Raw genomic sequence first — 12,590 nt, forward strand, 5'->3', positions numbered from 1 at the left:
GAGAGAATTAAGCCGAAATTAAGGTTTCTTTTTTACGGTTTCAAATTAGAATTCTAAATCTATCTCTGCCTTAGGACTGGATTGTCCTTCCTTTTGGCGGACCAGGAGAAGTATGAAAAAACTCATTTCCATTCTTACACTCGTTTTTGCCATTCAATGTGCAAGCGTGCCAACTTCACAACTACCCGTTAAAGAAACAGTCACAGGCAGTCCGGTGGAATATAAATTGGACGGGAAAACATATGAGGGTTACCTCGCCGTTGATTCTTCCCTTACAGGCAAACGACCTGGAATTCTTGTGATCCATGAATGGTGGGGATTAAACGATTATCCAAAACAACGTGCCAAACAGCTGGCCGATTTGGGATATGTTGCTTTTGTAATGGATGTTTATGGAAAAGGTATCATTGCTAAAGACCATGTGGAAGCAGGAAAACTTTCAGGTGCTAATGGGGATCCGAAAGTGATCCTAAAAAAAATCTACAAAGCGCTCGATATTCTAAAATCAAATCCCAATGTTGATGTTAGTAAAATCGGTGCCATCGGATATTGTTTCGGTGGCGGAGGAGTCATAGAACTAGCATTAGATGGTGCAGATTTAAAAGGAGGCGTTGTTTCCTTTCATGGTTTTTTTGGTAGCAAAAATTTGGCAACAGGTGCCAAAAAGATAAAGAGTAAAGTTTTAGTACATCATGGCGCAGACGATCCATTTGTACCTAAATCTTCCGTGGAAACCTTTGTGAAAACCGTAACTGAGGCAAAGGCCCCTGTTACTTTTATATCGCATCCGGGAGCCGTTCATGGATTTACTCGACCAGGATCCGAAAAACAAGGGTTACCTGGTCTTGCATACAACCAAAAAGCTGATTATGCGTCTTTTGATAGTATGAAATCTTTTTTTGCAACAAACTTCAAATAAACTAAAGGAAGTACAAAGAGGGTCAGTATACTTGCTGTGACTAACCCTCCAATCACTACGGTTGCCAGAGGTCTTTGGACTTCAGCACCTGGTGATGTGCTGATTGCCATTGGTATAAATCCAATGGACGCAAGTAGGGCAGTGGTAAGGACCGGTCGAAGTCTTGAAATAGCAGCTTCTTTGACTGCCTCTTCTTTCTTTTTACCTGATTGTTCTAAACTACGAATGAAACTAATCAATACCAGTCCATTGAGAACTGCAATTCCAAATAAAGCAATAAATCCCACTCCTGCAGAAATACTAAATGGTAAATTTCTGAGATAAAGAGCAAAAATCCCGCCTGTGATAGCAAAAGGTACATTTAAAAAAATGATCGTTGCCGCCGATACTTCGTTAAATGCAAAATAGAGAATCAAAAAAATAATAATCAATGTAATTGGAACAACGACAAATAGTGTTTTTGTCGCAGATTCAAACTTTTCGAATTCACCTCCTGTTGTATAATGATAACCAGGGGGAAACTTTATTTCTTTTTGCAACACAGTTTGAACGGCATTGACAGTGCTTACCATATCACTTCCACGAATGTTAAACTGAACTAGCGCATAACGATTTTGATTTTGATGGTAAATCTGAACGGGACCATCTTCAATCTGAATCTCCGATAGTTCGTGTAAGGGAGCGAAGGTATTTTTTCCAACCTTAACGGGAATGTTTTTTATTTGTTCTGGATTCTGACCAACATCTGTTTTGACTACAATTTCAAATCGTTTCATTCCTTCATAAACGATCCCCGCAGGAACTCCAGAAGAAATAGATTCTGTAACACGATTCACATCTAATATTGATTGGTCATATCTTGCTAATTTTTCTCTGTTAGGTTTGATTCTTAAATATTCGAGTCCATACAATTGTTCGATTCTAAGGTCTACAACGCCAGGGATGTGTTTGATTTTAGCAGAGATTTCTTCTGCGATTGTTTTTAGTTGGATTAGATCATCACCAAATACTTTGATTCCGACATCAGCCCGGATTCCCGCCATAATTTCATTGTTACGCATTTCAATCGGTTGAGACAACCCATAAGCCACTTGCGGTGCGACCCTCTCAATGATTTCTTGTAACTTTAATTCGATTTCATTTTTGGTAATATTCCATTCTGACCTTGGTTTCATATCCAAATACATGTCTGTTTTTTCCACACCCATAGGTTCAATGGCAAGTTCAGGCGAGCCGGATCTTGAAACTATTTCTGTGATTTCAGGAATTTCCTTTAAAATCGTTTTTTCGATCTTCATTGAAGATTGTAAAGATTCTGTTAAAGTGGTTGAAGGATATCGGCTCACTTCAATTAGCAAATTACCCTCATCCAGTTTTGGTAAAAATTCTCCACCCAATTGAAAAAACAAAAAGATAGAAAGAATTAAGATTCCAATTGTCGAATAAGTGACTTTTTTGGATTCTTTTAAACAATAATCTAACTTAGGTGTATACCATTGATGAATTTTTTGGAAAAAAGGAGTTTCTTCTTCTGCTATATGCCCCCCCTTCAAAAAATAAGAAGCTAAAACAGGAATGATGGTAAGTGTCAAAAAAAATGCACCAAGTAACGCAAATAAGACGGTTGTTGCCATGGGGATAAACATTTTTCCTTCTGTTCCACTGAGTGTAAGGATGGGAATATAAACAACTCCAATGATAATTTCGCCATAAATGGTGGCTTTTCTAACTTCGATGGTTGCATTTAAAATAGTTTCTTTTTGTTCCGTGTCGGTCAGATCTCTTTTGAGTTCTTTTCGTTTTAAACCCAATCGCCGATGAGAATTTTCAATAAGGATTACAGCTCCATCCACGATCAAACCAAAGTCGATGGCACCCATCGACATTAAGTTTGCAGGTAAATCACGTAAGAACATGAGGCAGATGGCAAATAACATCGCAAGTGGAATCATCGATGCTATGACTAGTCCTGATCTGAAATCACCAATCATCAAAAATAGAATGATGATGACTAAGATCGCACCTTCTGTTAAATTCCAAACGATAGTATTTAAAGTATTTTTTACCATAATAGAACGGTCGTAATATGGTTTGATCTGCATACCAGTTGGTAATGTTTTTTCGATTTGAGTGATTTTATCTTTTACTGCAGTTGTGACCTCTAGCGAGTTTTCTCCAAGTAACATGAGAGTCACTGCACCAACTACTTCTGATTTCCCGGTAGCTGTGGCAGCACCTTTTCGAAGTCTGGGACCTTCAACTATCTTCGCAATGCTATCCAAATAAATTGGAAATCCATCCCCCATTTTCCCCACTTGAATTTTTTCAAAATCAGTGGTAGTTTTTAATAAACCATCGCTACCGACAATTAACTGTTCGCCGGACCTTTCAATATATCCGCTACCTGTGGAGAGATTATTACTTTGTACTGCATTAACAATTTGGTTTAGTGATACACCAAGAGAGGCTGCTTTGAAAGGATCTACAATGACTTGGTATTGTTTGGTTTTCCCTCCAAAACTATTAACTTCTACAATTCCAGGGACTGTTTTGAGTGTGGGATTAATATACCAATTCAAATAGGTGGTGAGTTCCATTTGGCTATGAAATTCACTTTCTAACGTAAACTGGAATACTTCGCCGAGTCCTGTGGTGATTGGCCCGATGACTGGTTTTCCGAAAATCGCTGGAATGTTTTCAGATGCTTCTGTTAATTTTTCGCTGACCAATTGTCTACTTTTCCATAGATCAGTACCATCTGCAAAAACAGCTGTTACTAATGAAAATCCATATCGAGAAACAGACCTTACTTCAATTAGGTTCGGTATCCCAGTGATGGCTCGTTCAACTGGCAAAGTGATGTACTGTTCAATTTCTAGGGTAGAGAGAGCCGGTGATGTGGTGATCACTTGCACTTGAACATTGGTAATGTCGGGAACCGCATCCACTTTTAAATGTTTTAGTGAATAAACTCCACCAAACACAAGTAAAGCTGTCAGAATAATGACTAATAATCTGTTTTGTAAAGAAACTTGTACAATTTTAGTTAAAAATTCCATATTTATTCCCCGCCAAACGTTGATTTGAAGAGGATTGCTTTTAACTCAAAAGCACCTTTGATTACAATGCTATCTCCTTCAGCAACTCCAGAAAGAATTTCTGTTTTTCCATCATTTGTACTTCCTGTTTCTATTTCCACCCACTGGAAGAGATTCGTTTGTGACTCTATGAATACAAATTTTCGATTTTGGTAGGACTGGATTGCCTCATCCACAACCTGAATTCCAGATCTACCGTTTACATTTAAAACTGCTTTTCCAAACAATCCTATCTTAGCTTTTCGATTTTTATTTTTAAAAACTAGTCGGGCATGGACAGTCCTTGATTCTGGATCTACTTTTTCTCCGATATGTTCTAAAACTCCATCAAATTCGAAATCAGGATATGCATTTAAGATAATTTTACCTGCAATCCCTTCCGAAAGGTATTTTAAATCGTTTTCAAATATCTTTGCTTGAAACCATAATTGAGAAAGTTCTGCAATTGTAGTCAAAATTTGATTTCCCAGTACGATAGAACCTGGTATAGCATTTCTTGAAAGAGCAAGGCCTGACCTTGGTGCAAACACAGTATAAACTCCGGAAGCTGCATTATCAATAGCTAGTCCATTGGCACGTAGATTTTCTTCTGCTGCAATTTTTTCTGATTCAATGACCTTTAAGCTAGCCTCTGCATCAATAAACTCTTGTTTTGCGGCTAAATTCATTTTTACCAATGAGTTGATTCTGTTTAGGTTTTGTTCTGCTGCGGTAAATTTTGATTTTGCTACCAAATAAGCGGACCTAAGTTTTGCAAGTTCCGGTGAATCGATAGTTGCTAACTTTTGTCCTTTTTTGATAGAATCTCCTTCTACAAAGTAAACAGAAGTAATTCGTCCTGAAATCCGTGCGGGAACGTCAATGATGGCATCAGGAACAGCTTCTGTTTCACCAATCAGTTCAATTTTAGTTTGAATTGGTTGGTTACTTAGAACTTCTGTTTCAATGGAAAGATTTTTTCGATTTTCTTCCAATAACTTAACAATGTTTTTGGGATTATCTTCTGTTTCCGAAGTAGTTTTTGAATCTCTTAACTTCCAAATTGTTATAGAAATTGCAATGAAGAGAAATGAAATAAGGAGTAGTATTTTTTGTTTTTTCATGGATTCATCCCTAATGAATGGATAGGCAAACCTAAAACACGAACCAGTTCAATTTGAGATAATTCAAATTCTGATTTTGTATTTAGGTAGTTTAGTTTTGTTTGTAAGAGAATACGTTGTTGGTTGATAGCATCGATGATTTTAATTTTTCCAAATCGGATGGCTTCTTGAAGATTTTTTAAATCTGAATCGGCGCGTTCCATTTTTGATTCATCGTAAAGTTTGATTTCCTCTGAAAGGTTTATGTAGTTTGTTAATGCAAACATAACTTCTTGTTTTATATTTCGAGAAACTGATTCTTTTAGTTCTTTGGAGTTATCAATTTTCGAAGAAGCTATGATTTTTTCACCTTCATAATCTCTCCAAATGATTAAAGGAAACGTTAACATTCCTCCAACCACTCTTTCGTTAAATCCATCATTTTGGGCAAAAGCACCAAGTGATACATTCGGAATTTTCTGCCGTCTAACTTCATTTTGTCTAAGAACAGAAAGTTCAATTTCTTTTTCGGAAAGAGAAAGTTCGGGGCGCATCTGCATAGCCATTTGAATTAAATCTGCTTTTTCTTTTGGCAAATCACTCGGCATTGTCCAGTATTGCATTTTGATCGAATCAAATTCGACTGGCATTCCAAGTAAAACTTCTAATTCGGATTTGGAGTTTTCTGAAAGTCTATGTGTTTGGTTCCAAATTTTGAATATTCGAATCTCTTCTGACTCTGATAATGATTCGTCAATCCCAGGAGATAATCCTTCATTTATTCTTGCTTTCGATATTTTTTTTAATTCTTTAACAAGATTTAGATTATTTAAACTATTTTCTTCCTCTAAATGTAGGTATCGGAATCGAGTCATTTTTTTTAGAGCATCAAATTCTAGAATTCTTTTTACAGATTCTAAGCGAAAGACCTGAGCCTTAAATTCTTCATCAGCAATTTGAACCGCTATTTCTCGTTTGCCGTTTGTAAAGATCTCTTGGTTTACCATGACCTGAAAGTTATTTGCTGAATTTGGTCCTGACAAAAGTGTAGGGCCAGTAGATTCACCTTTTCTTGTAGCCAAATAACTAGTAAAAACGGGATTCGATGGAAAGTAATAGGACGCTATTTTTTTTCTTCCTGAAATTTCCTTTAGTTTAATTTCTTCAATGCGATAATCAGGATGTTTTTTTACGATGCATTGACTTAGTTCATATATAGAATTGTATTTATCACAATTATATCCATTGGAATCATTTGATTCTGGATTTATTGGTAAATTGAATAAACAGATAAAAACCAAACAACGAAGATGGATTCTAAGAAGTTTGGGAAAAAAATAAAAAATCATGGAACCTCCCAAGTGTTCACGCAAAAAAATTGCGAATTAACTAAGTTAGGTTTTGTTTGGGCGGGCGAAAGAAACTGTTTACTGTTACGAGGTTAGGAATCTGAAGTTCGGGTTGGTGGATATAAACTTTATGTAGTTGAATGAGTATATGAGATAAATACAAATCCCAAGAACAAGAGACAATGAAGTTACATGGACAAGAAAAACAAACATGGTCTGTATGTTCACCTTCTTCGTTTAAATCATGTCCCGGATTAACACCTAACGCATGGTCCAAAAAAGCATATGGACAACCACTTTCGGGGGATCCAATCAGACCACAGTTGACCTCATTATCAACGATGCGTTGGTACATAAAATTGGTTGAAAATAACAATAAAAAGCTAAATAGGAAAAATTTTCTCCAGAAACTGAGATTTTTCAAATTTGACTTCATACGGTTACTTAAAGTTTGGAATCTCCTTTGCTGTTTGCAATAACTTATCTGCAATTTCGGGAACACAGACAGGAGAAACATGACTACAATCTACATACGTTTTACAATTTGTATTTCCTTCATTTAAACTGACATAACGAATATTTTTTGAATTCGGATCGACAAATTGACGGATGTACTGCCGAAAAATGCCGCCCTGAGTGATTTGGTGACGAATCTCTTGGTAATATGGGTGAATTTGTGGCTCCCAGATGACCATTGGGATATTGTGTTTTTCTGCGTGATCGACGATTTTTTTGAAAAACTTTGTTTCTGTTTCCGAAATTTGGAACCGGCTTAAAAAATGTTCCTTCCGCGACTGCGCATAATCAATGATTCTTTCTTGGAATTCTTTAGGTGGAAATTGATTGATCTCATAACCTGCTTTATCTGGGGTGAATGGTCTTTTCACATTCATATAAGACGAAATCCCGATAAAGTATGTATCGTTTGTAATTCGATTGCCAGTAATAAGATTTTTAGCGGCGACTATTGGTTTGAAGTGATAATTGTAACCTAAAAATAAAAGTCGGGCGATGATATCTCTTTGCATTTCCGAATTCATTGAATCATAAATATCCATTAATTCATTTTCGTGTAACATCAACTCGGCCCATTTTGTTTTGTATGTATATATATTGTTTTCGTTTAACATTTCATCAGAAAATTCTAAAAACAATACATCCGGTTTAAAACCTGCATCAGTCATCGATTTGATCAATAAGTAGTATAATAAAAACTCAGAAGCTTTTACTGCAGTGCGTGTCTCGAAATAAACTGGTTCGTTTGATGTGGATTTATTTACCGGAATTTCTGCCCATTCGTGAAAAGGTTCTGAACGCGAAGTTCCTGTAACAACTACTACCTTTTTCCCGCTGCTTTGGATTTTTTTATTTTCTTCCCAAATTACAGGCATCCCGAGTAAAATATTTTGACCAGCTTTGTAATTCCTTCGGCCACTTTCTCGAACATCAGAGATACAAATGAGTTTATCCACTATTATGATGCTAAATAGAATAAAAAAAGGTAAAAAATAGATTCGGTTAAATTTCATAAGTTTCCATTAAAATTGAAAGTATATAAATGTTTCTACGGGCGATTCGATTCTGATAAGTGCCAAATATACAAAAAAGCTCAGAAAAAAAATAATCCAATTGGTATATGGTTTGAGACGATCAGAAAAATAATTTTTAAATTCTAGAATTTGAATTGCGTAACTTGCAAGAATGAGTCCCCAAAAGTCTGGACGATAAATGATTTTTCCTGTGAGGTTGATACTTGCAGACCAAAATGTTCCAATTTTCTTTATTGTATCAATTCGAAAGAAAGTAGCCAAAATACAAAAAATTGCAAATATCCATATAGAAGCAAATACCTGTTTTGTGATTGACATTGATTTTCGATCTGGTTTTCCAAATGCAAATCGTTCGATGGAAAGAAATATTCCATGGAAAAATCCCCAAAGAAAAAATGTATAAGTGTTTCCGTGCCAAAGTCCAGATAAAGACATGACGATGATGGTATTGATATTATACCTCAGCTCCGACACTCGGTTCCCACCTAATGGAATGTACAAATAATCTCGGATCCAAGTAGAAAGTGTGTAGTGCCATCGGCTCCAAAGTTCAGTGAAACTAACAGATAAAAATGGGGAACGAAAGTTTTCAGGTATTTCATATCCAAGTAAAAATGCAGAACCTCTTGCTAGATCTGTATATCCAGAAAAGTCTCCGTAGACTTGAAAAGAGAATGCAATGGTAGTTAGTAATATCGAAATTCCATCATACTCGCCCGGACTCAAATAAACGGGATTGATAATTTTGGCGAGTTGGTCGGCGATGAGTACTTTTTTTACAAGACCAGAAATGATATGTAGAATTCCTCTTTGTACAAAATCCAAAGTAAGTTTAGAATGATCGATTTGATCATAAAAATCATCATGTCTCATGATGGGGCCAGCAATGAGTTGTGGGAAAAATAAAATGAATAATAAAAAGTTAACGAATGGAGAATCTGTAAATTTTCCTCTCCAAGCATCCACTAAGTATGCTATCATCTGAAAGGTATAAAAACTTATCGCTAAAGGTAAGATAATTTCTGATAAAGATTGAAAAAAGGGGATGGTTAACTCACCTTCTAACATTAAATATTTGATATAAGTTAGGAAATATTTGAAAAAACATAAGTTGATTAAATTGATTCCTACACCCAAAATTAGAAAAATCCTGCTTTTGGTTTTAAGGATACCAAGAACACAGAGATGAGTGAGAATGATGAAAGCTACGAAATGTATTAAAAATGAACCACTCCAATATCCGTAAAATATAAGTGAAAAAATGATAAGGACGTATTTTCGAAAACGAGTAGGTAAAATCCAATAGATAATATAACAGGCGATAAAAAAGAAAAAATAATCAATGGAATTGAACAGCATTTTCCCTAGAATTTCCGCGATATTTTTTTCTGCCAGTCATTTTACACAATCATACTTGCGTCAAAAATCAAATCCAAGAAGATCAGTCTTCATGGCGACTCAAAATATACTTTGGACACCTAGTTCAAAAGAAACCAATTTATCCCGTTTCCAAGGGCATTTAGAAACCAAGTTTGCAAATTCATTTTCAAATTATGTTTCCTTTCATAAATTTTCGGTGAATGAATTTGAGTTATTTTGGAAGGAGTGGTTGTCTTATTCTGGATTTAAGTTACATAAAGAACCCCAAAAAACGATCGAAAGAGGTATACATTTTGCAAACTCAGTTTGGTTTCCAGGCGCACTCTATAATTTTGCGGAAAATTTACTTGAAGTGGGGGATCCTGAATCCTTTGCAGTAGTTTTTTATTCGGAAGATGGGCAAATCCAAAAATTAAAATATTCGGAACTGAAACAAGAAGTTCTAAAACTGCAAAAACATTTGATTGGCCTTGGAGTTAAAAAAGGCGACAGAGTTGTTGGTCTTGTACCAAATGCACCCATTGCAACCATTGGAATGTTGGCAACCACTTCGTTAGGTGCTATATGGTCTAGTGCTTCTCCAGATTTTGGTGTGCGAGGAATTCTTGACCGCTTCGAACAAATCAATCCTAAGGTTCTGATTTCTGTGGAATCCTATTTATTTAAGGGGAAAAAGATTTCAATTGCGGATAAACTTGAAGAAGTATCCATCCAATTGGCAAATTCAAAAAACTCTGAATTCAAACAAACTTTAGTTTATGATTTTGTAGAGCCAATCAAAGATTTCGGTAAAATACAAAATCCATTTCGATACAATGAAATCATTCCACCAAATCCTTCTGATCAATTGTCTTATACATCGATTTCATTTTCAGATCCCGTATACATTATGTTTTCCTCTGGGACAACTGGTCTTACTAAATGTATTGTTCAAGGTGGAGGTGTTTTACTCAACCATACTAAAGAACTTTCGCTACATTGTAATGTATCCAAACATGATCGTTTTTTTTATTATACAACTTGTGGTTGGATGATGTGGAATTGGTCTCAGTCGGTATTGGCGTTAGGTGCTACTTTGTATCAGTTTGATGGAAATCCATTTTATCCTTCCTGGGAATCTTTATGGTCAATGGCTGAAAAAGAATCAATTAAAGTATTTGGAACAAGTGCCAAGTATCTCTCTGTATTGGAAGAAGAAAATATAAATGTAAAATCCAAATATCATTTGCCTGAATTAAAAGTAATTTTATCGACTGGTTCACCGCTTCCAAGTTCTGGATTTCGTTATGTGTATCAGAATATCAAAACAGATGTACAATTGTCTTCTATTTCTGGTGGGACAGACCTAAATGGCTGTTTTGCATTGGGGAATCCCAGCTTACCTGTGTTTGATGGAGAAATTCAGTGTAAAGGTTTGGGGATGGATGTACAGGTGTTTGATGACATGGGTAAATCCGTTTCGAATCAAAAAGGCGAATTAGTATGTCCTACTCCATTTCCCTCTATGCCTCTTTTCTTTTGGAATGATGAATCAGGAACAAAGTATAAATCGGCTTATTTTGAAACATATGATAATATTTGGTGTCATGGAGACTTTGCATCTATTACACCTTCGAATGGTTTGGTGATTTATGGTAGGTCAGATGCAACTTTGAACCCAGGTGGTGTGCGGATTGGGACTGCTGATATTTACTCTGTAGTTTCTGCTATTCCTGAAGTAAAAGATAGCGTTATCATTGGACAGGATTATAAAGATGATGTACGTGTGATACTTTTTGTCGTTATGGCTGATGGTATTCTTTTGGATGAAAATTTGATCAAAAAAATTAAAGATCGTATCAAACTGGAAACTTCACCAAGGCATGTTCCCTCGATGGTTCTTTCTGTTCCGGAAATTCCTTATACTGTGAATGGGAAAAAAGTAGAAATTGCCGTAAAACAAACTGTAGCTGGACTTGAGGTGAAAAACAAAAACGCCCTTGCTAATCCAAATTCATTGGACTTTTTTAAAGACAGAAAGGAGTTGAGCGTATGAATTCAAGTCTTGAGATTTTTGGATTAGCTGTGATTGGTTTTTTAATGACAACTAATCTTTTTGCAGAATCCAATTCGACTCGTTGGCGAACCTGTTTTCAAACCAATTGTATTTCTTTTGATCTTCCTTCGAAGTGGTTTCTTACGGAACGTAGATCCAATGGAATCACAACAAAGTTTGATCATTTCAAAACTTTGCCATTAAAAGAAGATTCTGGCCGAGAAATCATTCCAGCACTTGTGATACTTTTTAAAGAATCAGAGAATAAAATACCACTTCATCCGATTCTCTTTCATGCAGAGTCTAGACGGTTTAGTATGATTACTAATATTCGTAAAAACTTCACCTTACAGAAAATTCCGAATACTGAAAATGGTTATAAATTTTTAGGTATCTACGGTAGTTTTAAAGATAAAGAAGATACTGTAGTGCAACACTATATTACAGCAACCGAAGATAAATTCGGATTTACTATTTTAATTACTTGTTATGAGTCCGTTTATCCGCAAATAGAAAGGGATATCAATCAATTCTTGGACAGTTTGTCTTGGAACACAAGATCTATACCTTGGAAGTTGCAACTACCTGAAGAACAAATTTCTAAGGCAAAAGAATTGGAGCTTAGTGCTCTCGATCGATTAAAAACTAAAAAATCTGAAGAAATTGCAACGGCTTTAGAAGAATTGGATGATTCTTGTGAGTTAGGTTCAGCGTCTGCTTGCGAAATGTTTACCTTGTTTATGAATTTAGGAAGATAACAAGGATAAGGTTACTTTTGCATTTTTTGAATGTATTCGGCCACAGCCTCAATTTCCATTTTTTGCATATGGGAATAAGATTTCATATAAGTTCCAGGGATTCCATTTTTGATTGTTTTTGCAATCGCTTCTTTGTTTGATCCATATACATAAGTAGATTTATCTTGAAAATTTGGAATTCGAGAGTTTGACATCAGGTTCGTTCTTGTTCCTCGTCCATTCCCTTCGATGCCATGACAAGACGCACATCCATTTTGAACATACATGGATTCAGGAAAAGGAACAGTTACTGCTTTGGGAAGAGGAGGTTCTTTTTCTGGAATCTCATTTTCCTTAGAACAATTTTGAAGAAATGATACCAAGATTAAAAGTATAAATGACGTATTTCTCTTTATTTTTATTTGTTTTAAAACTAAAAA

10 protein-coding genes are annotated in these 12,590 nt (G+C 35.6%); 3 read left to right on the forward strand and 7 right to left on the reverse strand.

Annotated elements, in window-relative coordinates; genetic code table 11:
* The first annotated feature begins 112 nt into the window (after positions 1-112).
* Entirely contained in the window at positions 113-919 is an 807-nt protein-coding gene (locus CLV96_RS12885) for a dienelactone hydrolase family protein (protein ID WP_040917154.1), read from the forward strand.
* Here the strand turns inward: CLV96_RS12885 and CLV96_RS12890 are convergent.
* The 6 genes from CLV96_RS12890 to CLV96_RS12915 all read right to left on the reverse strand — a co-directional run bounded on the left by CLV96_RS12890 (position 868) and on the right by CLV96_RS12915 (position 9,357).
* The gene (locus CLV96_RS12890; protein ID WP_004785472.1) at positions 868-3,978 is read right to left on the reverse strand and encodes an efflux RND transporter permease subunit; all 3,111 of its coding nucleotides are present in this window, start codon (positions 3,976-3,978) and stop codon (positions 868-870) included. The two genes, CLV96_RS12885 and CLV96_RS12890, sit on opposite strands and share 52 nt — an antisense overlap.
* A 2-nt stretch (positions 3,979-3,980) precedes the next feature.
* The gene (locus CLV96_RS12895) at positions 3,981-5,120 is read right to left on the reverse strand and encodes an efflux RND transporter periplasmic adaptor subunit (RefSeq protein WP_004786430.1); all 1,140 of its coding nucleotides are present in this window, start codon (positions 5,118-5,120) and stop codon (positions 3,981-3,983) included.
* Positions 5,117-6,448 carry a TolC family protein gene (locus CLV96_RS12900; RefSeq protein ID WP_004786384.1) on the reverse strand — a complete coding sequence of 444 codons (1,332 nt, stop codon included), beginning with the start codon at positions 6,446-6,448 and terminating at the stop codon, positions 5,117-5,119. Before CLV96_RS12900 ends, CLV96_RS12895 begins: the two co-directional genes overlap by 4 nt.
* A 40-nt stretch (positions 6,449-6,488) precedes the next feature.
* Positions 6,489-6,803, reverse strand: a complete 315-nt coding sequence (locus CLV96_RS12905; protein WP_196795749.1) for a hypothetical protein — start codon at positions 6,801-6,803, stop codon at positions 6,489-6,491.
* Between the two features lie 85 nt (positions 6,804-6,888).
* Positions 6,889-7,977, reverse strand: a complete 1,089-nt coding sequence (locus CLV96_RS12910; protein WP_004786157.1) for a DUF1574 family protein — start codon at positions 7,975-7,977, stop codon at positions 6,889-6,891.
* Positions 7,978-7,986: 9 nt separating this feature from the next.
* Complete coding sequence (locus CLV96_RS12915) at positions 7,987-9,357, reverse strand: MBOAT family O-acyltransferase (protein WP_004786789.1); 1,371 nt, start codon at positions 9,355-9,357, stop codon at positions 7,987-7,989.
* A gap of 91 nt (positions 9,358-9,448) precedes the next feature.
* Here CLV96_RS12915 and CLV96_RS12920 point away from each other — a divergent pair, with 91 nt between their 5' ends.
* Together CLV96_RS12920 and CLV96_RS12925 are read left to right on the forward strand one after the other, a co-directional pair.
* The gene (locus CLV96_RS12920) at positions 9,449-11,413 is read left to right on the forward strand and encodes an acetoacetate--CoA ligase (protein ID WP_004784818.1); all 1,965 of its coding nucleotides are present in this window, start codon (positions 9,449-9,451) and stop codon (positions 11,411-11,413) included.
* Entirely contained in the window at positions 11,410-12,171 is a 762-nt protein-coding gene (locus CLV96_RS12925; RefSeq protein ID WP_004785418.1) for a hypothetical protein, read from the forward strand. The genes CLV96_RS12920 and CLV96_RS12925 overlap by 4 nt, the downstream gene beginning before the upstream one ends.
* A gap of 11 nt (positions 12,172-12,182) precedes the next feature.
* Here CLV96_RS12925 and CLV96_RS12930 read toward each other — a convergent pair whose 3' ends face one another.
* Positions 12,183-12,533, reverse strand: a complete 351-nt coding sequence (locus CLV96_RS12930) for a c-type cytochrome (protein WP_004786368.1) — start codon at positions 12,531-12,533, stop codon at positions 12,183-12,185.
* Positions 12,534-12,590: the final 57 nt, after the last annotated feature.

This window comes from Leptospira meyeri, assembly GCF_004368965.1.
Taxonomy (GTDB): Bacteria; Spirochaetota; Leptospiria; order Leptospirales; family Leptospiraceae; genus Leptospira_A; species Leptospira_A meyeri.

What these genes read in the sequence shown, in the direction of transcription:
- CLV96_RS12910 (WP_004786157.1), bottom strand. Translation starts at nt 7,977, where the DNA reads ATGAAATTTAACCGAATCTATTTTTTACCTTTTTTTATTCTATTTAGC.
- CLV96_RS12900 (WP_004786384.1), bottom strand. Translation starts at nt 6,448, where the DNA reads ATGATTTTTTATTTTTTTCCCAAACTTCTTAGAATCCATCTTCGTTGT.
- CLV96_RS12915 (WP_004786789.1), bottom strand. Translation starts at nt 9,357, where the DNA reads ATGCTGTTCAATTCCATTGATTATTTTTTCTTTTTTATCGCCTGTTAT.
- CLV96_RS12885 (WP_040917154.1), top strand. Translation starts at nt 113, where the DNA reads ATGAAAAAACTCATTTCCATTCTTACACTCGTTTTTGCCATTCAATGT.
- CLV96_RS12890 (WP_004785472.1), bottom strand. Translation starts at nt 3,978, where the DNA reads ATGGAATTTTTAACTAAAATTGTACAAGTTTCTTTACAAAACAGATTA.
- CLV96_RS12895 (WP_004786430.1), bottom strand. Translation starts at nt 5,120, where the DNA reads ATGAAAAAACAAAAAATACTACTCCTTATTTCATTTCTCTTCATTGCA.
- CLV96_RS12905 (WP_196795749.1), bottom strand. Translation starts at nt 6,803, where the DNA reads ATGTACCAACGCATCGTTGATAATGAGGTCAACTGTGGTCTGATTGGA.
- CLV96_RS12920 (WP_004784818.1), top strand. Translation starts at nt 9,449, where the DNA reads ATGGCGACTCAAAATATACTTTGGACACCTAGTTCAAAAGAAACCAAT.
- CLV96_RS12925 (WP_004785418.1), top strand. Translation starts at nt 11,410, where the DNA reads ATGAATTCAAGTCTTGAGATTTTTGGATTAGCTGTGATTGGTTTTTTA.